The organism is Cellulomonas olei (assembly GCF_039548315.1).
Lineage (GTDB): Bacteria > Actinomycetota > Actinomycetes > Actinomycetales > Cellulomonadaceae > Cellulomonas.
In genome coordinates this window covers 63,624-87,535 of the sequence record NZ_JBCLVN010000028.1, presented here as the reverse complement: position 1 = coordinate 87,535, position 23,912 = coordinate 63,624, and the positions used below count along the sequence as shown (strand labels likewise).

The window sequence follows — 23,912 nt, the reverse complement described above, 5'->3', positions numbered from 1 at the left end:
CACCCGCGCCCCGAGGCCTCCCTCGCGCTCTCCGCGCGCTCCCCGCGCAGCCCCTCTCGCACTCTCGTCGCGCCGAGATGCCAGGACACGCCCGGGGTCGCGGCCGGCCACCCGGCGTGTCCTGGTTTCTCGGTGGCGGAGGGTTCGCGCGGGAGGGGCCTGCGGGCGCGCGTGCCCCCGCGCTCCTCGCGCTCCTCGCGCCCTCGCGCTCCTCGCGCCCTCGCGCTCCTCGCGCTCCCCGCGTAGTCCCCTCTCGCGCTCTCGTCGCGCTGAGATGTCAGGACACGCCCGGGGGCGCGGCCGGTCGCCCCGCGTGTCCTGGTATCTCGGTGGCGGAGCGCGCGCGTGGGAGGGGGCTGCGGGCGTGCGTGCCCCCGTGCTCCCGGCGCTCCCCGCGCTCCTCGCGTGGGCCGCTCTCGCGCTCTCGTCGCGCTGAGATGTCAGGGCACGCCCGGGGGCGCGGCCGGTCGCCCGGCGTGTCCTGGTATCTCGGTGGCGGAGGGCGCGCGTGGGAGGGGGCTGCGGGCGTGCGTGCCCCCGCGCTCCCGGCGCTCCCCGCGCTCCTCGCGTGGTCCGCTCTCGCGCTCTCGTCGCGCTGAGATGTCAGGACACGCCCGGGGGCGCGGCCGCCCGCCCGGCGTGTCCTGGTATCTCGGTGGCGCAGCGTGCGCGTGGGAGGGGGCTGCGGGCGCGCGGGACAGTCGGTGGTCACGCGCGGGCCCTGCGTGGTGCGGGCGAGCGGGTGCGGCGCGGGGTGCGGGGCGCGGCGCGGGTGCGGGGCGCTGCGCGGGCGGGCGCGGCGCGGGTGCGGGGGCGCGGCGCGGGTGGACGGGCGGTCCGCCCAGCGGTCCCCGCGCCCCGGCCCCCGGCCCGGGCCGAGGTCCCGTCCGGGGGTTCGTAGGGTGGCCCCGTGACCGGCGACCTCCTCGTGCCCCTGCTGGACCTGCCCGGCGTGCGGGACGCCGTGGACCGGGCGCGGGTCGCGTGCGAGGAGCTGCGCTGGCACGAGGCGTTCCGGCGCCGGTGGCGCGAGGTGCGGGCGGAGGCGGACCTGCGGGCGGCGCGTGCGAGCGCGGCGGTGGACGGCGCCCCGGTCCCGCTCAGCGCGGTGCGCGCGCTGGCGACGGGGTCCGGGGCGGACGCCGGCGACGGGGCGCTGCGGCTCGCGGGCGGCTCGCTGCGGGCCACGGTGCTGGCGGCGACGTGGCGCCCCGACCTCGGCGGCCCGTCGGCGGCGACGCTGCCGCCGCTCGGTCACGTCCTGGCGCGCCTGCACGCCGCGGCGGGGGCCGGGTGGCTGCCCGACGAGGACCTGGGGCGGGTGCGCGGGGCCGGGGTCGCGCCGCGGGACCTGGGCGGTCTCGGACCGGCACCCGACGGGGGCGAGGTCGCCGAGCGGCTCGCCCTGCTGACGCGCACCGTCACCGCGACCCGCGCGCCGGGGCTCGTGGTCGCCGCGGTCGCGCACGGGGAGCTCCTCGCACTGCGGCCGTTCGCGGCGGGCAACGGGGTGGTCGCCCGCGCGGCGGCCCGGCTGCTGCTGACGACCCGCGGCCTCGACCCGACGGGAGCCGTGGTGCCCGAGGTCGTCTGCGAGGCGGGTCTGCAGCCCTACCTGGCGGCGGCGGCGCGGTTCGCGACGGGGACGCCCGACGGGGTCGCCGCCTGGCTGGTCGGCTGCGCCGACGCGGTCGTGCGCGGGGCGGACGAGGGGCGCGCGGTCGCCGACGCGGTGCTGGCGGGGCGGCTCGGGGCGGTCTGAGCCCGGCGTCCTCGAGTCGTCTCAGGCGGCCGGCGCGCCCGCCAGGTGCGCCCCGAGGTGCCCGGTGAGGTCGGTGACCGCCTCCGGGACCAGCGTGTAGTACGCCCAGACGCCGCGCTTCTCGCGGGTGACGAAGCCCGCCTCGGTCAGCACCTTCAGGTGGTGCGACACGGTCGGCTGCGACAGCCCGACGGGCTCGGTGAGGTCGCAGACGCACGCCTCGCCGCCCTCGTGCGCGGCGATGATCGACAGCAGCCGCAGGCGGGCCGGGTCGGCGAGCGCCTTGAGGGTGCGGGCGGTGCGCTCCGCGTCCTCGGCGTCCATCGGCGCGCCGGTGACCGGGGTGCAGCACGCGCCCGCGCGGGTGGTGGGGCCGGCGGCGACGGGGAGCAGGTCCAGGGCCATGCCCCGATCGTAGTTCACCGATCGACCGACGTCGATATTGACAGTGGTCGATCTCTCGCGCCACACTCCAGCCATCGACACACGTCGATGGGACGGAGGAGGAGTCATGGTGCAGGACATCCGGGAGCAGGTGCGGGCGCGGTACGCGCTCGCGGCGATGCAGGGCAGCGGGGACGCCGGTTGCTGCGGGGGCGCGACGGGCGCGACGACCGCGACGGGCGCAACGGCCGCGACGGCCGCGACGGACGCGGTCGGGTGCTGCGGGCCGCAGGACGTCGTCGTCGACGACAGGTTCGGCTCGGCGCTCTACGCCGCCGAGGACGCCGCCGCGGTGCCGCCGGAGGCGCTCGCGGCCTCGCTCGGCTGCGGGAACCCGCTGGTCGTGGCCGAGCTGCGCGAGGGCGAGCGGGTGCTGGACCTCGGGTCGGGCGGCGGCATCGACGTGCTGCTCTCCGCCCGGCGCGTCGGGCCCACCGGCTTCGCCTACGGCGTCGACATGACCGACGAGATGCTCGCGCTGGCCCGCGCCAACGCCGAGAGGGCCGGGGCGACCAACGTCGAGTTCCGCCGCGGCACGATCGAGGACCTGCCGCTCGACGACGCGTCGGTGGACGTCGTCATCTCCAACTGCGTGGTCAACCTGTCGCCCGACAAGCCCGCGGTGCTGGCGGAGGCGTTCCGCGTGCTCGCGCCCGGTGGGCGGGTCGGCATCTCCGACGTCGTCGCCGAGGACCACCTCACGCCCGAGCAGCGCGCGGAGCGAGGGTCGTACGTCGGCTGCATCGCCGGTGCCCTCTCCCGTGCGGAGTACCTGAGCGGCCTGGCGGCGGCGGGCTTCGTCGACGCCGAGGTCACGTTCACGCACCCGGTGGCGGACGGCATGCACGGCGCCGTGGTGCGCGCCCGCAAGCCCGAGCAGCCCGGGGAGGCGTGATGCACCCCGACCTGTCCCTGACCGCCTACCGCCAGCACGAGCGGGAGGTCGTGCGCGACGCCGAGCTGCGGCGCCGGGCGCGGGAGTGCCCGGGCTGCGTGGTGCGCGCCCGGCGGCGGCTGCGGGCCGCGGCGACCCTGCTGGCGGAGCGGGTGGCCGGGCGCGGGCGCCCGGCGGCAGCCTGCTGCCCCGCGTGACGGACGGAGCGGGCCGGGCACCGGGCCGGACGCGCCCGGTCCCCGGCTCCGCGCCGGGCCTGCGTCAGGCGACCGGCTGCACGCCGAGCTCGTCGAGCAGCACGAGGACGCGGCGGCGGATCTCGTCGCGGATCGGGCGGACCGACTCGATGCCCTGACCGGCCGGGTCCTCCAGCGCCCAGTCCTCGTAGCGCTTGCCGGGGAAGATCGGGCAGGCGTCGCCGCAGCCCATCGTGATGACGACGTCGGACGCCTTCACCGCGTCCGTCGTGAGGACCTTGGGGCGCTCGGCGCGGATGTCGATGCCCTCCTCGAGCATCGCCTCCACGGCGACCGGGTTGATCTGCTCGGCGGGCATCGAGCCGGCGGAGCGGACCTCGACGGCGCCGCCGGACAGGTGCCGCAGGTAGCCGGCGGCCATCTGGGAGCGGCCGGCGTTGTGCACGCAGACGAACAGGGCGGAGGGCTTGGTGGCGTCGTTCACGGGGGTCTCCTCGGAGGGTCAGGCGGGGACGGTCAGGTCGGGCAGCAGGTCGGCGAGCAGGGCGCGCACGCGGCGGTCGATCTCGTCGCGGATCGCGCGCACCCCGGTGTCGGAGGCCAGGGCCGGGTCGCCGACGACCCAGTCCTCGTAGCGCTTGCCGGGCAGGACCGGGCAGGTGTCGCCGCAGCCCATGGTGATGACGACGTCGGCGGCGCGGACGGCGTCGTCGGTCAGCGGCTTCGGGAACGCCTCCGCGTCGGCCTCGAGCTCGGCGAGCAGCGGGCGGACCCCGGGGTGCACCTCGCCGGCGGGTGCCGAGCCCGCGGACCGCACGACGACGGCGTCGCCGGCGTAGTGGTGCAGGAGGGCGGCGGCCAGCTGGGACCGTCCGGCGTTGGCGACGCACACGAACAGGACCTGGGGGCGGTGCGAGGTCTGCGCCGCGGCCAGGGCGCGGGCGGCGTCGGTGAGGCGCTGCCGGGCGAACCGCTCGGTGTTGACCACCAGGTGCGACCGGACCGCGGAGGACCGCGCCAGGGCGGTGTAGGACTCGCGGACGACGGTCAGCACCGCCGCGGGGTCGCGGTCGGGGAACGCGGCGGCCAGCCGGTCCGCGATCCGGGTCAGGGCGGTCTCGGCGTCGGTCAGCCCGGTCAGCGGTGCGAGGCGCGCCGCCTCGGCCGCCGCGGGTGCGAACGAGTCCAGCAGGGTGGTGACGGCGCCGCGCAGCGCGGGCTGCACCCGGTAGTAGACCCAGGTCCCGCGCCGCTCGGAGGTCAGCAGCCCGACGTCCTTGAGCAGCTTCAGGTGGTGCGACACGGTCGGCTGGGAGACGTCGGCGACCGTCGCCAGGTCGCACACGCACGCCTCGCCGGTCGGGGAGGTCGCGATCAGCGACAGCATCCGCAGGCGCAGCGGGTCCCCGAGGACCTTGAGCGTGCCGGCGACCTGCGTCGCGGCGTCCAGGCCCATCGCGTGGTCGGCAGGCGAGGGCTGCGGGGCGCAGTCCTCGTCGGCGGCGGCGCGGGGTGTCGTCGTGGTCATGAGCGGACCTCCTGCGGTGCGGTGGTGGTGGCGGGACGAGCCGTTCCGGTGAACCAGCGCCGGCCGGCCCACAGGCTGACGTAGACGAGGCCGACCAGGACCGGGACCTCGATGAGCGGGCCGACGACCCCGGCCAGCGCCTGGCCGGAGGTGGCGCCGAACGTGCCGATCGCGACGGCGATCGCGAGCTCGAAGTTGTTGCCCGCCGCGGTGAAGGCCAGCGTGGTCGAGCGGGCGTACCCCAGGCCGAGGCTGCGGCCCGCGACCATGCCGACGCCCCACATCACGGCGAAGTACACGAGCAGGGGCAGCGCGATCCGCGCCACGTCCAGCGGCCGCGAGGTCACGGCGTCGCCCTGCAGCGCGAAGAGCAGCACGATCGTGAACAGCAACCCGTAGAGCGCCCACGGCCCGATGCGCGGCACGAAGCGCTCCTCGTACCAGTCGCGCCCGCGGCTGCGCTCGCCGATCCGCCGCGACGCGAACCCGGCGGCCAGCGGGACGCCGAGGAACACCAGCACGTTGACGGCGATCTGCCCGATCGAGACGTCCAGCCCGTCGGTGTCCAGGCCGAGCCAGCCCGGCAGCACGCCCAGGTAGAACCAGCCGAGCAGCGAGAACGCCACGACCTGGAACACCGAGTTGATCGCGACCAGCACCGCGGCCGCCTCGCGGTCCCCGCACGCGAGGTCGTTCCAGATGACGACCATCGCGATGCAGCGCGCCAGGCCCACGACGATCAGCCCGGTGCGGTACTCGGGCAGGTCGGGCAGGAAGACCCACGCCAGGGCGAACATCAGCGCCGGCCCGACCACCCAGTTCAGCGCGAGCGAGCTCACCAGGAGCCGCGTGTCACCGGTGACCGCGGCGACGCGGTCGTAGCGGACCTTGGCCAGCACCGGGTACATCATCACCAGCAGGCCGAGCGCGATCGGCAGGGAGATCCCGCCGACCTCCAGGTCGGCCAGCAGGTCGCCCAGCGCCGGGACGAACCGCCCGAGCGCGAGACCGCCGACCATGGCGAGGCCGATCCACGCCGGCAGCCACCGGTCGAGCGTCGACAGCCGGCCCCGCGTCGCCGTCAGGTCGGGCTGCGGCGCGCTCATCGGGTGGCCGCCGCGGCGGCGGTGAGGACGCGGACGCTCTGGTTCGACATGTCTCTATGTTGACACATGTCGATACAAGAGGGAACCGGCGGGACGCGCGCGTGCGGAGCAGACGTGCGCAGGCCCCGGGCGGTCAGCGCTCCCGGCGGTCAGTGCTCCCGGCGGTCAGTGCTCCCGCTGCGTGTACGCCGGCACCTGCTCGGCGTCCGCGACGGACGCCAGGGCGCGGACCTGCGCCCGGTCCACCTTGCCGGTGCCCGTCGTCGGCAGCTCCGCCACCAGCACCAGCCGCCGCGGCAGCTTGTGCCGGCCGATGACGCGCGCCGCGTGCTCCCGCAGCTCCGCCAGGTCCGGGACGGTGCCCGGCGCCGGGACGACGACGGCGGTGACCGTCTCGCCCCACACGTCGTCCGGCAGGCCGACGACCGCGCACGCCCCGACGCCCGGACCGCCCTCGAGCGCGGCCTCGACCTCGGCGGGGTGCACCTTCTCGCCGCCGGTGTTGATGACGTCGCCGATCCGGCCGCGGATGCGGTAGCTGCCGTCGGCGTCCCGGACCGCCACGTCACCGGTGCGCAGCCAGCCGGGCTCCGGGAACGCCCGCGCCGTCGCGTCGGGGTCGCGCCAGTAGCCGCTCGTGACCTGCGGCCCGGACACCCAGAGCTCCCCGGGGGCGCCGGGCTCGTCGACGTCGGCGCCCGTGGCCGGGTCGACCAGCCGCAGCCGGATGTGCGCGAGGGGCAGCCCGACGGTGGTGCCGCGGTCACGGACCCGGTCGCGCGGCACGCACGTGCACGCCGGCGCGGTCTCGGTCATGCCCCACGACTGCTGGAGCGGGACGCCGCGGTCGAGGAACCGGCGCAGCAGCGACCCGGGGAGCGGGGCGCCGCCGACCAGCGCCGTGCGCAGGCTGGTCAGGTCGAGGGAGTCGAACCACGGCGAGCGGGCCAGCGCCGCGTACATCGCCGGGACCCCGAACAGCGACGCGACGCGGTGGCGTGCGATGTCGTGCAGCACGTCGTCGGCGTCGAAGGCCCGGCGGACGACCGCCCGGCCACCGGTGGCGAGCGTGCGGAGCGTGAGGCCGTTCAGCCCGCCGATGTGCGACATCGGGGCGACCGCGAGCGTCGTGCCGCCGCGGCCCGTCCGGAACGCGGCGTCCGCGCCGACGGCGCTCCACCACAGGTTGGCGTGCGTGAGGACGACGCCCTTGGGCCGGCCCGAGGAGCCGGAGGTGAACAGCAGCAGCGCGGCGTCATCGGGGCGGGCCCCGCCGGTCGTGCCGGGGTCGTCGCCCGCGAGCAGCGCCGACCACCGCTGCCAGGAGCCGTCCACCGCGACCGGGGTGCCGGCGAGGGGGTCGTCGTCGACCTGCACGCGCACGACGTCCGGGCCGCCCCGCCAGGCCACCACGGCCTCGACGTGGGCCGGCTCGGCGACCACGGCGCGGGGCTCGCACCGGTCGAGCAGCACCGCGAGCTCGGCGGGTGCGCTGCGGAAGCCGAGCGGGACGGCCACCGCGCGCAGCGGTGCGCACGCCAGGACGGTCAGCAGCAGCGAGGCGCTGTTGCGGCCGACGTGCACCACCCGGTCGCCCGGCGCGACCCCGGCCCGGGCGAGCGCCGCCGCGAGCGTGCGGACCTGCCGCGCGAGGTCGCCGGCGGAGGTGGTCACCGTGCCGTAGACGAGGCTCGGCGTGGCGGGCTGGTGCGCAGCGACCTGCTCGAGCGCCGCGGCGGTGCTCAGGTCGACGTGCATCGGTCCTCCGGGTGCGGGACGGCCGGCCCGGCCCACGGGGGTGGGGGCCGGGCCGGCCGGGTCCATCAGGTCAGCGGGCCACGGCGGGGGCGGGCGCCGGGGCCGGGGTGGCCGCGGACATCCGCTCGAGGTGGCTGCGCTGGATGCGGCGGAACAGGGTGGCCAGTCCGACGCCGATCACGGCGAGGACGATGGCGATGACGAACGGGACGGTGAAGTCGCCGTCGCGCTCGGCCGCCATGCCCGACGCCAGGCGCGGCGCGAAGAACGCCGACACCGAGTAGGCGACGAAGACCATCGCGTAGTTCACGCCCTGGTACCGCGGGCCGAAGTTGGTCATCGTCAGTGCCGGGAAGACGCCCATGACACCACCGAAGCACAGACCCAGGCCGATGATGCCGATCGCGAAGCCGACGGTCGAGCCGACGGTCACGAGGACCAGCAGGCAGAGCGCCACGACGCCGTAGATGATCGTCAGCGCGGTGGTGTAGCCGAGGCGGTCGGAGACGGCGCCCCACACCACGCGGCCCAGGGCGTTGCAGGCGGAGTAGACCGACACGAACACGGCGGCGGTCGCCGCGGTGAGGCCGAACATGTTCTGGCCGATCGGCGACGCGTTGGACGCGATCATGAGGCCGGAGAACGCGCCGAACGCCATCATGACGAAGATCGCCCAGAACGCCGGCGTGGCCAGCGTGCGCTTCCAGGTCACCGCGAGCGCGGGGCGGCCGGCGGGCGGCGTCCAGCCGGCGGGGGCGTACCCGACGGGCGCGGCCCGCAGGAAGAACGACGCGATGACGACGACGACCGCGTAGACGGCGCCCATCCACACGAACGCCGAGCGCACGCCCGGGCCGGCGATGATCGCGTTGGCGACGGGCGCCGCGATCACGGACGCCGCGCCCATGCCGCCGGTGATGAGGCCGGCCGCCATGCCGCGGCGGTCCGGGAACAGCTTCATCGTGTTGCCGAGGCAGCCGGAGTACGCCAGGCCCTGGCCGAGGCCGGCGAGCACGCCGTAGGACAGGTACAGGGCGGTGAGCGAGGTGGCCGCGCCGGTCAGCGCGAAGCCGGAGGCGAACATGAGGCCGCCGACCAGCACGAGCCAGCGGGTCCAGCCGCGGTCGGTGAGGATGCCGCCCACGATCATCGGGATCGGGCCGACGGCCGCGTTGATGGTGAAGGCCATCATCACCTGCGGCATGGTCCAGCCGTGCGCCGCGCTGAGCGGGCCGGCGAGCACGGAGAACGCGTAGATCGCGCCGGTGCACATGAGCACGGCGACGGAGGACCAGAGCACGGCCCAGCGGTTGATGGTGGGGGGCGACGACGTCGTCGAGGTCATGGGGGGTGTGCCTTTCCGGCGAGAGCGGTTGACGCGGGAGAGGTGGTGCGGGTGGTGCGGGGGCGTGGTGCCCGGGGCCGGGTCAGCCGACGATGTCGGCCAGCCCGCCCCACTTCTCGGAGAACAGGCCGGCGGGCATGGTCCGCAGGTCCTCGGCGACGTCGGGGACGAAGTCCATCTGGTCGAGCACGTCGCGCTGCAGGTCGATCCCGGGGGCGACCTCGGTGACCGTCATGCGCCCGTCGCGCAGCTCGAGCACGGCGCGCTCGGTCACGTACAGCACGCGCTGCCCGGCCTTCGCGGCGACCTGCCCGGAGAACGTGATCTGCTCGACGTCGGCCAGGAACTTGCGGGCCCGGCCCTCGGTGACGATGCGCAGGGTGCCGTCGACGACCTCGGTCTCGAGGCCCCCGGCCGTGAACGTGCCGGCGAACACCAGCGTGCGGGCGGACTGCGAGATGTTGATGAACCCGCCGCAGCCCGCGACGCGGCTGCCGAACTTGGAGACGTTGACGTTGCCGTGCGCATCGGTCTGCGCGAGGCCGAGCACGGCGACGTCGAGGCCGCCGCCGTCGTAGAAGTCGAACTGCGCGTGGTGGTCGACCAGGGCCTCGGGGTTCCAGGAGTGGCCGAAGTCCTTGAGGCCCGCGGGCACGCCGCCGACCGCGCCGGCCTCGGTGGTCCCCAGGATCAGGTCGCTGACGCCCTCCTCGGCGGTGACCGAGCCGACGTCGCAGGGGATGCCGACGCCGAGGTTGAGCACGGCGCCGCGGCGCAGCTCCATGGCCGCGCGGCGCGCGATCACCTTGCGCTCGCCGAGGGGGATCGACGCGACGCTCGACAGCGGCACGCGCAGCTGGCCCGAGAACGACGGGTTGTAGTGGGTGTTCTCGGTCTGGAAGTGGTTCTCCGGCTCCGAGACCACGAGGTAGTCGACGAGCAGGCCGGGGACCTTGACGTCGTTGGGGTCGAGCGAGCCGGCCTCGGCCACGGACTCGACCTGCGCGATCACGATGCCGCCGGAGTTGTGCACGGCCTGCGCGATGGGCAGGACCTCCATCTTGAGGCCCTCCTTGCTCATCGTGAGGTTGCCGTGGGTGTCCGCCACGGTGCCGCGGATCAGGCCGACCTGGATCGGGAAGGAGGGGTAGAACAGCCACTCCTCGCCTGCGAGCTCGACCACCTGGACGTAGTCCTCGGTGGTGCAGGCGGACATCCGCGCGCCCTCGACCCGCGGGTCGACGAACGTGCCCAGGCCGACCTTCGTGACGACGCCCGGGCGGTGCGCGGCGATCTCGCGGTAGAGCTGGGTGATGACGCCCTGCGGGAGGTTGTAGGCCTCGACGGCGTCCTCGGAGATGAGCTGCGCGAACGCGGGGGAGGCGATCGCGATGCCGCCCATCCAGCGCTTCACCAGGCCGCGGTGGCCCCAGTGGCTCATGCCCTTGTCGCGGCGGTTGCCGACCGCGCTGGCGTGCACGACGTGCAGGGCGCTCGGCGCCCCGGTCGCGAGGAACCGCCGCTCGACGGCGGCCATCGTCTCCTCGTTCACGCACGACAGGCCGAAGCCGGACAGGGCGACGGTCGCGCCGTCCGGGATCAGGGCGGCGGCTTCCTCGGCAGTGATGATCTGGGCCACGGGCGGACTCCTTCGTCGGCAGGACGCTGCATCGCCGACTATTTCGGACCGGGGCAGTCGGTAATTGGGACCATCGTCCCCGCGGCCGTCGGACAGTTTCGGACGGCAGCAGTCGGTAATTGGGACGATGGTCCCCGGACGGGGGACCGCGCCCGGCCCACGATGGATCCAGCGCGGGCCGCGAGCCCGTCCATCCCCGGTCGCGACGACGCGCCGGCGCCACCACCAGGAGGGTGCAGCACCATGGACTTCGGCCTGACGGACGAGCAGGAGCTCCTGCTCTCGAGCCTCGACGACCTGCTCGAGCGCGAGTGCCCCGAGTCGTACATCGCGGAGCTCGACGCGACGCACACGCCGCCGACGTCGTTCCGCAAGGCCCTGCACGAGGCCGGCTTCGCCTCGCTGGGCTTCCCCGAGGAGTACGGCGGCACCCCCGTCGACGCCACCACGCTCGTGCTGCTCGCCGCGCGCGTCGCCCGCCAGGGCTTCAACAACGGCTACGGCCTCGAGCTGCTCCAGGCCATGGACATCCTCGAGTTCGGCAACGAGGAGCAGAAGCAGGAGATCCTCGGCCTGCTGGCCGACGGCGACGTGCCGTTCGCGCTCGGGTTCACCGAGCCGGGCGCCGGCTCGGACAACTCCGCGATGGCGACCACCGCCGTCCACCACGACGGCATGGTGACCTTCAACGGCACCAAGACCCTCATCACCAACGCCCTGCAGTCCAAGTACCTGCTGCTCATGGCGAAGGACCCGTCGGTGCCGGACCCGCGCGCCGCGATCTCGATGTACCTGGTGCCGATGGACGCGCCGGGCGTCTCCACGAACCGGCTCGAGAAGATCGTCTGGCACATCTCCGACTCCTGCGAGATCTTCCTCGACGACGTCACGCTGCCCGAGTCCTGCCTGGTCGGCGTCAAGGGCGCCGGCTTCAAGCAGCTCATGCGCAACTTCGAGATGGAGCGCCTCGTCATCGCCTCGCAGTGCTGGGGCCTGGCGGAGTGCGCGTTCGAGGACGCCGCCACCTACGCCGCCCAGCGCGTGCAGTTCGGCAAGCCGATCGGCCAGTTCCAGCTCATCCAGCAGAAGCTGACCGACATGGCGATCAAGATCGAGAACATGCGGAACTTCGTGCTGAAGACCGCGTGGATGCTCGACCAGGACGTGCCGCTCAAGAGCCAGGGCGCGCTGTGCAAGCGCTACTGCGCGATGGCCGCGTTCGAGGTCGCCGACGAGGCGATGCAGATCTTCGGCGGCGTCGGCGTCACCGTCGGCACCCGCGTCTCGCGCCTGTGGCGGGACATCCGCGGCCACCGGTTCGGCGGCGGCACCGACGAGATCATGGTCCACATCGCCGGCCGGCAGATCGTCAAGGACCACAGCTGAGCACCCGCTGACCCCACCGACCACCGCCTGCCGGAGGAGAACCCCATGAAGATCGTCGTCGCCTACAAGTGGGCGCCGAACCCCCAGGACGCCGAGGTGCGCCCGGACGGCACCGTCGACTGGAGCCGCGCCAAGGGCGCCGTGAGCGAGCACGACCCCGTCGCGTTCGAGGTCGCCCGCCGCCTCGCGGACGCCACCGGCGGCGAGGTCGTCGCGCTGTCCGTCGGCCCGGCGTCGTCCGACACCCCGCTGGCCCGCAAGGCCGCCCTGTCCCGCGGGCCGGAGCGCCTCGCGCTGGTCGCCGACGACGCCCTCGCCGGCGCCGGCAGCACGGCCACCGCCGCGGTGCTCGCCGCCGCCGTGCGCGCCATCGGGGACGTCGACGTCGTCGTCACCGGCCCGGAGTCCGTCGACAACGGCGACCGCCAGGTCCCGATGACGCTGGCCGGGCACCTCGGCTGGCCGGGGATCGGCAACGTCGGCGACGTGCAGGCCGCCGACGGCGGGCTCGTCGTCGAGCGCGCCACCGACCGCGGCGTGCAGGTGCTCGACGTCACCGGCCCGGCCGTGCTGGCCGTCGCCGCCGACGCCGTCGTGCCGCGCGTCCCCGGGATGAAGGACATCCTCGGCGCCGCCAAGAAGCCGACCGACGTGCTCGCGCTGGCCGACCTCGACGTGCCCGCCCCGGGTGCCGTCACCGAGGTCGTCGGCTCCTCCCGGCCGGCGCCCAGCGCGCGCGGCCGGAACGTCATCACCACCGCCGACCCGGCTGCCGCGGCCGCCGAGCTGGTCGACGCGCTGCGCGCCGCCGGCGCGCTGTGACCGCCGGACGCTTGCAGCCAGAAGGAGCAGAGACGATGAACGAGAGCACGCAGGACGTCCTGGTGCTGGTGGACGGCGACGCGGCGGTCGCGGGCCCTGTCGCGGTGGCCCGTGCCGCCGCGTCGCAGACCCCGGGCGCCACGGTCACCGCCGTGGTGGTCGGTGCGCGGCCGGTGGCCGACGCGGTCGCCGCGTCCGGCGTCGACCGGGTGCTGTGGCTGGGCGACGCCGAGGGCGCGCCCGCCGAGGCGTGGGCCGGCGCGGTGGCCGACGCGGTCGCGCAGGCCGCGCCGCGGCTGGTCGTGGCCCCGGCCCGTGACGGCGGGCGCGCGCTCGCCGGCGCGGTCGCCGCCCGCTGCGGCGCGCCGGTCCTCACCGGCGTCACCGAGGTGACGCTCGAGGACGGCGCGGTCGTCGTGCAGCGCGACGTGCACGGCGGCATCGCGGTGCGCACCGAGCGCGTCACGGGCGGCCCGGCCGTCCTGACCGTCGCGGCCGGCGGGTCCTCCGAGCCGGTCGCACCCGTCGCCGTCGAGGAGGCCGGTGCGGCCCCGTCGGCCGCCGTGCGGGTCCGCGAGGAGCGCGCCTCCGGGCGCGAGGCCGTCGACCTGGGCGGCGCCCGCGTGGTCGTCGGCATCGGCCGCGGCCTCAAGGCCCGCGAGGACCTCGCGATCGTGGAGCGGCTCGCCGCGGCGCTCGGCGGCGAGGTCGCGTGCTCGCGGCCGCTCGCCGAGGGCCACGACTGGCTGACCAAGGACCGCTACATCGGCATCTCCGGGCAGCACGTCGCCCCCGACCTGTACGTGGCCGCGGGCATCTCCGGCCAGGTGCAGCACATGGTCGGCGTCGCCGGCGCCAAGGTCGTCGTCGCGATCAACTCCGACCCGGACGCCCCGGTGTTCGCCCAGTGCGACCACGGCGTCGTCGGCGACCTCTACGCCGTCCTGCCCGCGCTCGCCGCGGCGCTGGAGGCCTGAGCACCATGGCCGACGAGCCCGACTTCGACGTCGTGGTGGTGGGGGCCGGCCCGGCCGGCTCCGTCACCGCGCACCAGCTGGCGTCCGAGGGGCTGTCCGTCGCGCTCATCGAGCGCGGCGAGGCCCCCGGGGCCAAGAACCTGTCCGGCGGCGTGCTCTACGGGCGCGTCCTCGACCAGGTGTTCCCCGGGTTCGCCGACCAGGCGCCCGTGGAGCGCCGGATCACCCGGCACGTCACGACGTTCCTCACCCCGGACTCCGCCGTGTCGCTCGACTACTCGTCGCAGCGCCTGTCCGAGCCCGTGAACGCCGTCACCGTGCTCCGCGCGAAGTTCGACCCGTGGCTCGCCGAGCGCGCCGAGGAGGCCGGGGCCTACGTCATGCCCGGCGTCCGGGTCGACGAGCTGCTCACCGAGCCCGGCACCGGGCCCGGCGGCAAGCGCGTCGTCGGCGTCCGCGCCGGCGAGGACGAGCTGCGCGCCCGCGTGGTCGTGGCGGCGGACGGGGTCAACTCGTTCCTCGCCCGCGAGGCCGGCCTGCGGGACAAGGAGCCGCTCAACCACCTCGCGGTCGGCGTCAAGGCGGTCGTCCGGCTGCCGCGTACCGTCATCGAGGACCGGTTCGGCCTCACCGGCGACGAGGGCGCCGCCCACGCGCTGGTCGGCGACTGCACCCGCGGCGTCGGCGGCGGGGCGTTCCTCTACACGAACGCCGAGTCGCTGTCCGTCGGCGTCGTGCTCCGGCTCGACGACCTCGTGGCGTCCGGCCACACGGCGGCCGGGATCTTCGACCACCTCGTGGAGCACCCCGGTCTCGCGCCCTACCTGCGGGACGGGGAGATCGTGGAGTACGGCTCCCACCTGGTGGCCGAGGGCGGGCTCGACATGCTCGGCACGCTCGCGGCCGACGGCCTCGTCGTCGTCGGCGACGCCGCGGGGCTGACGATCAACTCCGGGCTCACCGTCCGCGGCATGGACCTGGCCATCGGCTCCGGCATCGCCGCGGGCGCGGCCGTCGCGGAGGCGATCCGGTCGGGCGACGTCAGCGCCGGAGGGCTGGCCGGCTACCGGCGGCGCCTCGACGAGGGCTTCGTCGGCAAGGACCTGCGGACCTACGCGAAGGCGCCGAAGTTCCTCGAGCGCCCCCGCATGTACGGGGCGTACGGCGAGCTCGCCGCCGACCTGTTCCACGACGTGTTCAGCCTCGACACCACGCCGCGCAAGCACCTCGCGGCCGTCGCCCGGACCGCCCTCGGGCGCTCCGGGATCGGGCTCAAGGCGGTGCTCAGCGACGGATGGGCGGGGGTGCGTGCCCTGTGAAGGCGCAGACGATCCCGGAGCGGCTCGGAGCCAACCGGTACGAGGTCGACGAGGAGGAGTCCCACATCGTCGTCGACCAGGAGCTCTGCCGGACCACCGGCACGGGCAAGCGGATCATCGCGGTCTGCCCCGCCGGGGTGTACTCGGAGCGGGACGGGCAGATCGACGTCGAGTACGCCGCCTGCCTGGAGTGCGGCACCTGCCTGGCCGTCGCGGCCCCCGGCGCGCTCATGTGGCGCTACCCGCGCGGCGGGTTCGGGGTGTCCTTCCGGGAGGGCTGACGGTCCGCCGCCTCCCGGGGCGGCGGCAGGGGTGCCGCCCCGGAGGGCGGTGCCGGACGATCACGCAGCGGGCGCGGGTCCTGGTCCAGGGCCCGCGCCCGCTGCTGCGAGCTGCAGGTCCACCATGCGCTCCAGGTACGCCGGCAGCGTCGACCGGACCCGGTCGATGAGGTGCGGCGGCGTGACCAGCACGTGCATGAGCACCGACCCCTCGATGGCGTCCAGCAGGTGCACCACGGAGGTGCCCGGCGGCAGCTCCTCCTCGTCGATGGCCTGCTCGACGCGCTGCCGCTCGCTCAGCACGAACCGGGTGATCGCCTCGTGGCGCACCTCCGCCAGCGGCACCGGGAACGCGCGCGCCTCGACGTAGAGGCGCAGCATCGCCAGGCCGTCCTTACCGAGGTAGAGGTCCGCGCGGCGCTGGGCGTGCGCGACGAGGTAGTCGCGCAGGGAGCCCGGGACGGCGTCGGGCGCGGCGGCACCGGGGGGCGTCGTCGCGGGGGACGTGGCGGCGCGGTCGTCGGGGGTCGCGTCGGGTGCCGGGTCAAGGGTTGCGTCGGGCGCGGGGGTCGCGTGGCCCGCCGGCGGGTCCGCGAGTGGCGCGGCGTCGGGGGCGGTCGTCCCGGCGGCGCCCGGGGCGTCGGCACCCGGGGCGTGCGGGGTGTCCTGGACCTGGCGGAGCGCGTCCGCGAGCAGGGCGGTCTTGTTCGGCCAGCGCAGGTACAGCGAGGACTTGCCCACGCGGGCGCGCGCCGCGACCTCGGCGATCGAGAGCCCGGTCCAGCCCTTCTCGGCGAACACGTCGAGCACGGCAGCGAGCGCGCGCTGCTCGAGGTCGGGCGACCGGGGGCGCCCCGGCGGGCGCTGGTCGTCCTGGTCGGTCACCCCAGGAGGGTAGTCCTCCCGTGACGCCGGATGGCGCGGGGGTCCACGTGCTCGACGGGGGCCGGACCGGACAACGGCGCCCCGGAGGACGCCGTTGCCGAACGAGCGACCGCGAGGGGTATCAGGCGTGCAGGGTGTCAGTCGAGGCGGGTCCAGCCCGTTCGACGCGTCCTATGCGTGGACGGATCGCGCGTGGGTTCCCTCGGGTCGTTCAGTTGTGACGCCATCACACCTCACGGTGCGGTCCGGGGGAAGGCCCGGCGGCGAAGTCCCAGGTCGGAGCGCCAGGGCGCCCGCATCGCGAGATCAGCGTCCGGGAGCCGGACGCCGGGCGCGTCGGAGGACCCACTGCCCCGCCACGGCGGCGACCAGGAGCACCCCGGCCAGGAGGACCCCGACGAGCTCCGCACGCGGGCCGGCGGCCCCCGTGAGCTGGCGCAGCACCACCGGCCGGCGCCGGGCCCCCACCGGCACGTGGCGCCGGAAGCGCAGCGCCGTCCAGCCCTCGGCGGCCGCCAGGCGCGCCAGCGCCCGGTCGGGGTTCACCACGGCGCCGTGGCCCACGGCGGCGAGCATCGGGGCGTCCGTCGCGGAGTCCGTGTAGGCGGACGACCGCTCGAGGTCGTACCCCCGGCGGGCCGCCAGGTCGCGCATCGCGTCCGCCTTCGCCGCCCCGTAGGCGTAGAAGGCGATCTCACCGGTGTACCGCCCGTCCCGCACGGCCATCCGGCTGGCGATCACCTCGTCGGCGCCCACGAGCGCGGCGACCGGGCGCACCAGCTCCTCGCTCGAGGCGGACACCACCACGACGTCGTGGCCCGCCGCGTGGTGCTGCTCGATCAGCTCCAGCGCCTCGGCGTAGAGCACCGGGTCGATCGCGTCGTGCACGGACGCGGCGACGATCGCCGACACCTGCGCCACGTCCCAGCCGGCCACCATCGCGGAGAGCTGCGCGCGGACCTTCTCCGTGCGGCCCTCCGTGGCGCTGCCCAGCAGGAACGCGATCTGCGCGCCGGCGGACCGGAGCATCGCGCCGCGGCTGAGCAGCCCACCGGCCAGGAACGGCCGGGCGAACGCGGTGGCCGCGGACGTCGCGATGATCGTCTTGTCCAGGTCGAAGAACGCGGCGGGGCGCAGGCCCGGGGCGCTCCCGCGCTCCGTCGTCCGGGCCTCGGGCCTGTCGGGCAGGGGCGTGTCGTCCGGTGGGGCACCGCCCGGCGCGGGGGCGTCGGGCTCCGGTGCCGCGTGGTCCTCGCTCATCGGGTGGGGCCTCCTCGCCCGAGCCTAACCAGGCGCCGGGCCCTCCACAGGACGGCGCGGGCTGCGCCGTCCCCAGCGCGTCGGCTCGACCCCGCCGGGCCGCGCCTCCCCGACGACACCCTGGCCCCGAGGAGGTGGCAGGTGACGGTCGTGCAGGAGGTCGGGCCACGGGGAGCGCCGCCGGGCGGGCGCGCCCGGGTGCTGTCGCGCCGGCGGGGTGAGGCGGTGCCGGCCGGCCGGGCGGGGCCACCGCCGGGCGGGCAGCGCGGGGCCGGGGTGGTGGGCGTGCTCGGTGCCCGGGGCGGAGCCGGGGCGACCGTGCTCGCCGCGGCCCTCGCGCGGCGCCTGGCCCGGCGCGCACCGGCCGTCCTGGTCCAGGCGGGGCCGGGGCCGTCGGTCGACACGGTGCTCGGCGTCGAGGCCGCCCCCGGGCTGCGGTGGCCCGACCTGGCCGGCGCCCGCGGGGCCGTCGACCCGGGACCGCTGGCCGCCGGCCTCGTCCGGTGGGGCCGGTGCGCCGTGCTGGCCGCCGACGACGCGCGCCCCGGCGCCCCGGCGCCCGGTGTGCTGCTCGACGTGCTCGACGCGCTGGCACGCGCGTTCCCGTCGGTGGTGCTGGACCTCGACAGGGCGGCGCTCCTCGGCGCGGGACCGGGGGGCGAGCCGGCCGGCGCCCTCGATGTGTGCGACCGCGTGCTGCTCGCCGTCCCGCGCGACGTGCCCGGAGCCGCTGGCGCCCGCCTGCTGCACCTGGTGCTGCGGGACCGCGTCCCGCGCGTCGGGCTCGTCGCGTGCGGCCGGGCCCCGGGGGGTCTCGGCGCCACGGAGCTCGCCGCAGCCGTCGGGCTGCCGCTGGTCGGGACGCTGCCGCACGTCAGGAGCCTGGCCGCCGCGGTCGACCACGGTGCCGGGCCGGTGCTCGGCCGGTCCGCGGAGCGGGCGGTCGCCCGGGTGCTGGCGCGACTCCCGTGACCGGACCCGCGGCGCCCGCAGCCGTCGACCTCGCCGGCCTGGTGGCCGCCGTGCGGCGACGGCTCGCCGAGACCGGCGCACCGGTGGACCCCGCCGCGGTGGACCGCGCGCTGCGGGACTGCGGGCGCGTCCTCGGCAGCGCCGCGCTCGCGGAGCTGGGGCCCGTGGTGCGCGCCGAGATCCTCGGGGCCGGCGCCCTGCAGCCGCTGCTCGACGACCCCGACGTGACCGACGTGCTCGTCAACGGACCCGAGGAGGTCTGGGTCGAGCGCCGCGGGCACCTCGTGCGCGTCCCGCTGTCGCTGGGCGACCCCGGCCGGGTGCGGGAGCTCGCCGTGCGCCTCGCGGCGGCGGGCGGCCAGCGCCTCGACGACGCGCGCCCTGCTGTGGACGCGCGGCTGCCCGACGGGACGCGGCTCCACGCGGTGCTGCCCCCGGTCGCGGACGGCTGCACGCTGCTGTCCCTGCGCACGGTGCGTCCGCGGGCGTTCACCCTGCCGGAGCTGGTGGCGTCCGGCACGGTGGCCGCGCCCGTGGGCGAGCTGCTCCACCGCCTCGTGCGGGTGCGGGCCAACCTGCTCGTGTCCGGCGCGACGGGCACGGGCAAGACGACCCTGCTGTCGACGCTGCTCTCGCTGGCCGACCACGGCGAGCGGATCGTGTGCGTCGAGGAGGCCGGCGAGCTCGCGCCCCGCCACCCGCACGTGGTCCGCCTGCTCGCCCGCCGTCCGAACGTCGAGCACGCCGGTGGGGTCGACCTCGCCGACCTGGTCCGCGAGTCGCTGCGCATGCGGCCGGACCGCGTCGTGCTGGGGGAGTGCCGGGGCGTCGAGATCCGCGAGGTGCTCAGCGCGCTCAACACCGGGCACGACGGCGGCTGCACCACCGTGCACGCCAACACGGCGGCGGATGTGCCCGCCCGGCTCGAGGCGCTCGGTGCGTCCGCCGGGCTCGGGCGCGCCGCCCTCGCGGCCCAGGCTGTCAGCGCGTTCCACGCCGTGGTGCACCTGCGGCGCGACGCCGGCCGGCGCCGGGTCGCGGAGATCGGGGTGGTCGAGAGGGAGGGCGCCGAGGGGCTGGTGGTGCGGACCGCGGTCCTCGTCGACCCGGACGGGGCCGTGAGCGCCGGTCCCGGGTGGGAGGCGCTCGCGGCACGCGTGGCCGCCCGGTCGTCGGCAGCGGGCGCGGGTCGGGCGCCCGTGCCGGTAGCGCCCGAGCCGTCGCCGCCCCCGCCGCCTGCGCCCGTGCCGGCAGCGCTCGTGCCGTCGCCGCCCGCTCCGGCACCGCCCTCGGCGCACCTCGGCCCCGAGGGGACCCTGCGCGCGCGCCGGCGGCCGTCGTGATCTCGCGGGCGGCGGCACCCGCGCTCCTCGTGCTCCTCGCGGTGGTCCTCGTGACGCCCCCCGCGGGACGGACGCGCCGCCGTGCACTGCCGCGCGCAGCGGCGGCACCGCGGCGACCCGTGGGGCGGCCGGCGTGGTGGTCGCGGGTGGGCGGTGCCGGTGACCGCGACCCGTCGGAGGCGCTGGCGGCGACCGTCGTCGCGGTCGCCGCGGAGCTGCGTGCAGGACGCTCGCCGGCCGAGGCGTGGCGCCTGGGCGCGCACGTCCCCGTCGCGGCGGACGGAGTGCCGACGCAGCGGGATCTCCTGGCCGCTGTCGGGGCGCCGGGTGCGGGTCGCGGCCGGGACGGCTCCGCTGGCTTGGGCCTGGGCCTGGGCCTGGGTCCGGGTCCGGGTCCAGGTCCTCCGGGTCCTCTGGGAGCGTCGGGCACAGCGGGCGTACCGGGCTCACCAGGCACGTCGGGCTCACCAGGTGCGCCTGGCGCACCAGGTGCACCGGGAGTGCCTGGCGCACAGAGAGCACCGGGCGTACCGGGCGCACCGGGTCCACCGGGCCCGGGCAGCGTGCGGCGGACGCGGGGGCGCCCGCTCCCGGCGGCGCGGCGTCGAGCGGTCCTGCGTCGGGTCCACGCGGTCCTCGCCGCCACCCGGCTCGCGGGCGACCTGGGCGCGCCGCTCGCCGGCGTCCTCGAGGAGTGCGCCCGGTCGATGCAGGCGGACGCGGACGCCGAGACCGAGGTCCGGGCAGCGCTCGCGGGGCCGGAGCACACCACCCGGTTGCTGACGTGGCTCCCGGTGCTCGGCCTCGTGACCGGGGTCCTGCTCGGCGCCCGACCGCACGCCGTGCTGCTCGACGGCGGTGCCGGCTCGCTCGCGGCCGGGACGGGGGTGCTCCTGACACTCGCGGGGCGGGTGTGGGTGGCCCGGATCGTCGCGGCTGCGCGGGAGCCCGGTCCCGGTTCCGAGGGAGCGCGGTGACCGAGGTGCTGCTCGTCGCGCTGGTCGCGGCGGCCTGGCTGCTGGCACGGCCGGGCGCGCGACGCGTCTCCCCGCCCCGCACGAGCGACCCGGCCGTCGTCGAGGTCGAGGTGGACCTCGCGACGGCGGTGGACCTCGTCGCGGTCGCCGTCGAGGCCGGCGCCAGCGTCCCGCACGCGCTCCGGTCCGTCGGGGCCGCGATCGGCGGCAGGCGCGGCGACGACCTGGCGCGCGCTGGTGCGGCGGTCCTGCTGGGCGCGTCGTGGCCGACGGCCTGGGCCCACGCCCCGGTCCTCGGCGCGACGCTGGACGGGCTCGGCGCCGCGTGGGCGGGCGGGACAGCACCAGGACCGGCGCTGCGGACGGCCGCGGACGAGCTGCGTCGGCGTCGGGCGCGGGCGGCGCGCGACGCGGCCGGACGCCTCGGGGTGCGGCTGGTGCTGCCGCTCGGGCTGTGCTTCCTGCCGGCCTTCGTGCTCCTGGGGCTGGTCCCGGTGCTGGCGTCCTTCCTGTCACGGCTGCTCGGCTGACGTGGCCACGGTGTGCGGTCGTCGACCGCCCCGGGCGGGACGCGAGTCCTCCACAGGTCTCGCGGGATCCGGCGGTCCCCAGGTCAGGCGCGAGGGTCGGGCGGGGACGCGGGAGGGCGGACCAGAGTCGGGGACACCCCGCAGGCACCGGGTCGGCGGGGAGAACGGGAGGTACGTCATGGTGCAGAGTGGCAGGGGCCCCGGGTCGGGCGCGGAGGGCCCGGCGGGCGTGACGGGCGGGCCGCAGCAGGTCGCCGTTGCCGGGGGGCGGTGGGCGCGCGGGCAGGGGGCGTCGGCCGCGGGTCAGGGCCGACGGGTGGCGCGGGTCCTTGCCCGCCTGCGGCCGGACGGGCGCCCCGGAGACGCCGGGATGGCGACGGCCGAGTACGCGGTCGTGATGATCGCCGCAGTGGGGTTCGCCGGTCTGCTGGTGCTCATCCTCAGCAGCGCCGAGGTGCGGGAGGCGCTGCTCGGGCTCGTGCGCGACGCGCTGTCGGTGTGACCGTGCTCCGCCCCCGCCTGCGGCTCTCGCTTCGGCTCCCGCTCCCGCTCCGGCTTCGGCTCCCACGTCAGCTCCGGCTCCCGCTCCGGTACCGGTACCGGTACCGACTCCCGTCCCGGCTCCCGATCCGGCCCAGGATCGGGGCGAGACCGTGGCCGTGGAGGGTGGCCGCGTGCACCGCCGGCCTCTCGCGGCCCAGGGGCGGCCCGCCTGTCCCCGGTCGCCCAGCGCGGCGCGCCACCGCCGAGCGCGGGTCCGTCACGGCGGAGTTCGCGGTCCTGCTGCCCGTCGTGGTGCTGCTGCTCGGCGGTGTCGTCGCCGTGACGTCCACGGCCGCCACACACCTCCGGTGCGCCGACGCCGCCCGTGCCGCCGCGCGTGCCGCGGCGCTCGGCCAGTCGGACGGGGAGGTCGCCGCCGTGGCCCGACGCGTCGCTGGGCCCGGCGCCGCGGTCGCCGTCCGGCACGACAGCGGGTGGGTCGAGGTCGTCGTCGAGTCGGGGGTCGGACCGGCCCTGCCGCTCGTCGGAGGGCTGACGGTACGGGGCGCCGCGACCTCGAGGGCCGAGCCGTGACCGCCCCCGGCGCGACGCCCCGGGGAGCGGTGATCGCCGTCGGCGGCGGGTCGGCGCTCGGTGGACGTCGCGGAGCGCCGCGGGGCGGACCGCACACCGACCGCGAACGGGTCCGTGGGCTTGGTCGCGACCGCGGGTCCGCGTCGGTCCTCGTCCTCGCCCTCGTGGCCGTCACGGTGGCGCTCGCGACCCTGCTCGGTCTGCTGGCGTCCGCGCACGCGGCGCGCGGACGTGCGCAGGCTGCGGCCGACCTCGCCGCGCTCGCGGGCGCGCAGCGCGCCCTGACGGGAGGTGCCGCGTGCGGTCTCGCGCGCGAGGTCGCCGCACGGAACGGGGCCGTCCTCGACCGGTGCCACGAACTCCCCGGCGCGGTGGTCGAGGTCGCAGCCAGCGTGCCCGGGGTCTGGGGCGTCGCCACGGCTGCGGCACGCGCCGGGCCTCGGACCACGACCTGACGGGCCCTGACCGGGGGCCGGAGCGGTGCGGGCCCGGACGAGGACCCTCGTCGCCGACCCGCGGACACGCGGCCCTGGACCCTCCCACGGTGTCAGGGTGTGGAGTCGTGGACATGACCCGATCCGAGCCCCGGCTGTTCAGCATCGGGGAGTTCTCCCGGCTGGCGCGCATCAGCGTGCGGATGCTCCGGCACTACGACGACCGCGGGCTGCTCGCCCCGGCCGCCGTCGACCCGTTCACGGGATACCGCTGGTATGCACCCGACCAGCTGCGGACCGCGGCGCGCATCTGCGCGCTCCGGGACGCCGGGCTCCCCGTCGCGCAGATCGCCCGGCTCCTGCCGGTGCACGACCAGCCCGAGGTCGTGCGGCAGGTGCTCAGCGAGCAGCGGGATCGGCTGCTGTCGGACGCCGAGGACGTCCGACGGCGGATCGATCGGGTCGACCACCTCCTCGCCACCCTGAAGGAGACAGCCATGTCCATCGACGTCCGACGCACCACCGTCCCGGCCGCCACGGTCGCGGCCCTGCGGGACGTGATCCCCACCTACGCCGACGAGGGCCGGCTGTGGGAGCGCCTCATGCCCGCCCTCGGCGCGTCCGGCGCCGTCCCCGCCCCGGACGGAGCCGCGGGCGCGACCTTCCACGACGAGGGCTTCCAGGAGCACGACGTCGACGTGGAGATCTGGGTGGAGGTCGCGGCCCCCTTCGCCGGCGCCGACGGCGTCCGCTGCGTCGACCTGCCCGCGCGTGACGTGGTCGCGGCCACGTTCACCGGCCCCTACGACCAGGTCACCGCGGTCACGACCGCGCTCGGCGACTGGATCGCGGAGCACGACCTCGAGCTCGCGGGACCGATGTTCGACATCTACCGCGTCGGGCCGGGGCAGGAACCCGATCCCGCCCGGTGGGTCACCGAGGTGTGCCAGCCGGTGCGCGACCGCTGACGGAGGC

25 protein-coding genes are annotated in these 23,912 nt (G+C 76.6%); 16 read left to right on the top strand and 9 right to left on the bottom strand.

The features are described 5' to 3' along the window. Nucleotides 1-910 precede the first annotated feature (910 nt). A complete protein-coding gene (locus AAHH18_RS10650; RefSeq protein WP_343301599.1) occupies nt 911-1,762 on the top strand; it encodes a Fic family protein in 852 nt (283 codons plus the stop codon). A 21-nt stretch (nt 1,763-1,783) separates the two neighbouring features. On the opposite strand, the gene AAHH18_RS10645 is transcribed toward AAHH18_RS10650, so the two are convergent. After that, the gene (locus tag AAHH18_RS10645; protein WP_283321746.1) at nt 1,784-2,167 is read right to left on the bottom strand and encodes an ArsR/SmtB family transcription factor; all 384 of its coding nucleotides are present in this window, start codon (nt 2,165-2,167) and stop codon (nt 1,784-1,786) included. 106 nt (nt 2,168-2,273) lie between these two features. Here AAHH18_RS10645 and arsM point away from each other — a divergent pair, with 106 nt between their 5' ends. Beyond that, the gene (gene arsM / locus AAHH18_RS10640) at nt 2,274-3,101 is read left to right on the top strand and encodes an arsenite methyltransferase (RefSeq protein ID WP_343301598.1); all 828 of its coding nucleotides are present in this window, start codon (nt 2,274-2,276) and stop codon (nt 3,099-3,101) included. After that, nucleotides 3,101-3,298 (top strand): hypothetical protein, encoded by a 198-nt coding sequence (locus AAHH18_RS10635; protein ID WP_343301597.1) that lies wholly within the window; start codon nt 3,101-3,103, stop codon nt 3,296-3,298. The genes arsM and AAHH18_RS10635 overlap by 1 nt, the downstream gene beginning before the upstream one ends. A gap of 64 nt (nt 3,299-3,362) precedes the next feature. Here the strand turns inward: AAHH18_RS10635 and AAHH18_RS10630 are convergent, their stop codons facing one another. From AAHH18_RS10630 to AAHH18_RS10605, 6 genes are all read right to left on the bottom strand, one after another. Continuing rightward, nucleotides 3,363-3,782 (bottom strand): arsenate reductase ArsC, encoded by a 420-nt coding sequence (locus tag AAHH18_RS10630; protein ID WP_283321733.1) that lies wholly within the window; start codon nt 3,780-3,782, stop codon nt 3,363-3,365. An 18-nt stretch (nt 3,783-3,800) separates the two neighbouring features. Then, the gene (locus AAHH18_RS10625) at nt 3,801-4,826 is read right to left on the bottom strand and encodes a metalloregulator ArsR/SmtB family transcription factor (protein ID WP_343301596.1); all 1,026 of its coding nucleotides are present in this window, start codon (nt 4,824-4,826) and stop codon (nt 3,801-3,803) included. Further along, nucleotides 4,823-5,932 (bottom strand): ACR3 family arsenite efflux transporter, encoded by a 1,110-nt coding sequence (arsB, locus tag AAHH18_RS10620; RefSeq protein ID WP_343301595.1) that lies wholly within the window; start codon nt 5,930-5,932, stop codon nt 4,823-4,825. The genes AAHH18_RS10625 and arsB overlap by 4 nt, the downstream gene beginning before the upstream one ends. Before the next feature lie 165 nt (nt 5,933-6,097). Beyond that, nucleotides 6,098-7,690 (bottom strand): class I adenylate-forming enzyme family protein, encoded by a 1,593-nt coding sequence (locus tag AAHH18_RS10615; RefSeq protein ID WP_343301594.1) that lies wholly within the window; start codon nt 7,688-7,690, stop codon nt 6,098-6,100. Nucleotides 7,691-7,760: 70 nt separating this feature from the next. Further along, nucleotides 7,761-9,035 (bottom strand): L-lactate MFS transporter, encoded by a 1,275-nt coding sequence (locus AAHH18_RS10610; protein WP_283321729.1) that lies wholly within the window; start codon nt 9,033-9,035, stop codon nt 7,761-7,763. Nucleotides 9,036-9,117: 82 nt separating this feature from the next. Next, nucleotides 9,118-10,674, bottom strand: a complete 1,557-nt coding sequence (locus AAHH18_RS10605) for an acyl CoA:acetate/3-ketoacid CoA transferase (protein WP_283321728.1) — start codon at nt 10,672-10,674, stop codon at nt 9,118-9,120. Nucleotides 10,675-10,917: 243 nt separating this feature from the next. On the opposite strand from AAHH18_RS10605, the gene AAHH18_RS10600 reads away from it, so the two are divergent. The 5 genes from AAHH18_RS10600 to AAHH18_RS10580 are packed head-to-tail and all read left to right on the top strand — an operon-like array spanning nt 10,918 to nt 15,459. Then, nucleotides 10,918-12,060, top strand: coding sequence for an acyl-CoA dehydrogenase family protein (locus tag AAHH18_RS10600; RefSeq protein ID WP_343301593.1), 1,143 nt, complete (start codon nt 10,918-10,920; stop codon nt 12,058-12,060). 45 nt (nt 12,061-12,105) lie between these two features. Continuing rightward, nucleotides 12,106-12,882, top strand: a complete 777-nt coding sequence (locus tag AAHH18_RS10595; RefSeq protein ID WP_343301592.1) for an electron transfer flavoprotein subunit beta/FixA family protein — start codon at nt 12,106-12,108, stop codon at nt 12,880-12,882. 35 nt (nt 12,883-12,917) lie between these two features. Continuing rightward, entirely contained in the window at nt 12,918-13,859 is a 942-nt protein-coding gene (locus tag AAHH18_RS10590; protein ID WP_343301591.1) for an electron transfer flavoprotein subunit alpha/FixB family protein, read from the top strand. A 5-nt stretch (nt 13,860-13,864) separates the two neighbouring features. Further along, on the top strand, nt 13,865-15,178 hold the full coding sequence (locus AAHH18_RS10585; protein WP_343301590.1) for an FAD-dependent oxidoreductase: 1,314 nt from the start codon (nt 13,865-13,867) through the stop codon (nt 15,176-15,178). Continuing rightward, the gene (locus AAHH18_RS10580) at nt 15,175-15,459 is read left to right on the top strand and encodes a ferredoxin family protein (protein WP_343301589.1); all 285 of its coding nucleotides are present in this window, start codon (nt 15,175-15,177) and stop codon (nt 15,457-15,459) included. The genes AAHH18_RS10585 and AAHH18_RS10580 overlap by 4 nt, the downstream gene beginning before the upstream one ends. A 60-nt stretch (nt 15,460-15,519) precedes the next feature. On the opposite strand, the gene AAHH18_RS10575 is transcribed toward AAHH18_RS10580, so the two are convergent. Then, nucleotides 15,520-16,344, bottom strand: coding sequence for a TetR/AcrR family transcriptional regulator (locus AAHH18_RS10575; RefSeq protein WP_343301588.1), 825 nt, complete (start codon nt 16,342-16,344; stop codon nt 15,520-15,522). A 306-nt stretch (nt 16,345-16,650) separates the two neighbouring features. After that, nucleotides 16,651-17,604 (bottom strand): HAD family hydrolase, encoded by a 954-nt coding sequence (locus AAHH18_RS10570; RefSeq protein ID WP_343301587.1) that lies wholly within the window; start codon nt 17,602-17,604, stop codon nt 16,651-16,653. 141 nt (nt 17,605-17,745) lie between these two features. On the opposite strand from AAHH18_RS10570, the gene AAHH18_RS10565 reads away from it, so the two are divergent. The 8 genes from AAHH18_RS10565 (at nt 17,746) to AAHH18_RS10530 (ending at nt 23,905) form a co-directional block, all read left to right on the top strand. Next, nucleotides 17,746-18,576 (top strand): CpaE-like family protein, encoded by an 831-nt coding sequence (locus AAHH18_RS10565; protein ID WP_343301586.1) that lies wholly within the window; start codon nt 17,746-17,748, stop codon nt 18,574-18,576. Then, nucleotides 18,573-19,919, top strand: coding sequence for a TadA family conjugal transfer-associated ATPase (locus AAHH18_RS10560; RefSeq protein ID WP_343301585.1), 1,347 nt, complete (start codon nt 18,573-18,575; stop codon nt 19,917-19,919). Before AAHH18_RS10565 ends, AAHH18_RS10560 begins: the two co-directional genes overlap by 4 nt. 563 nt (nt 19,920-20,482) lie before the next feature. Next, nucleotides 20,483-20,896, top strand: a complete 414-nt coding sequence (locus AAHH18_RS10555; protein ID WP_343301584.1) for a type II secretion system F family protein — start codon at nt 20,483-20,485, stop codon at nt 20,894-20,896. Further along, the gene (locus AAHH18_RS10550; protein WP_343301583.1) at nt 20,893-21,426 is read left to right on the top strand and encodes a type II secretion system F family protein; all 534 of its coding nucleotides are present in this window, start codon (nt 20,893-20,895) and stop codon (nt 21,424-21,426) included. The genes AAHH18_RS10555 and AAHH18_RS10550 overlap by 4 nt, the downstream gene beginning before the upstream one ends. A 178-nt stretch (nt 21,427-21,604) precedes the next feature. Continuing rightward, on the top strand, nt 21,605-21,928 hold the full coding sequence (locus tag AAHH18_RS10545) for a DUF4244 domain-containing protein (protein WP_343301582.1): 324 nt from the start codon (nt 21,605-21,607) through the stop codon (nt 21,926-21,928). Then, nucleotides 21,925-22,503, top strand: a complete 579-nt coding sequence (locus tag AAHH18_RS10540) for a TadE family type IV pilus minor pilin (RefSeq protein ID WP_343301581.1) — start codon at nt 21,925-21,927, stop codon at nt 22,501-22,503. The genes AAHH18_RS10545 and AAHH18_RS10540 overlap by 4 nt, the downstream gene beginning before the upstream one ends. After that, nucleotides 22,404-22,958: an Rv3654c family TadE-like protein gene (locus tag AAHH18_RS10535; protein ID WP_343301580.1), complete on the top strand. Its 555-nt coding sequence runs from the start codon at nt 22,404-22,406 to the stop codon at nt 22,956-22,958. The genes AAHH18_RS10540 and AAHH18_RS10535 overlap by 100 nt, the downstream gene beginning before the upstream one ends. Before the next feature lie 113 nt (nt 22,959-23,071). After that, nucleotides 23,072-23,905 carry a MerR family transcriptional regulator gene (locus AAHH18_RS10530; RefSeq protein WP_343301579.1) on the top strand — a complete coding sequence of 278 codons (834 nt, stop codon included), beginning with the start codon at nt 23,072-23,074 and terminating at the stop codon, nt 23,903-23,905. Nucleotides 23,906-23,912: the final 7 nt, after the last annotated feature.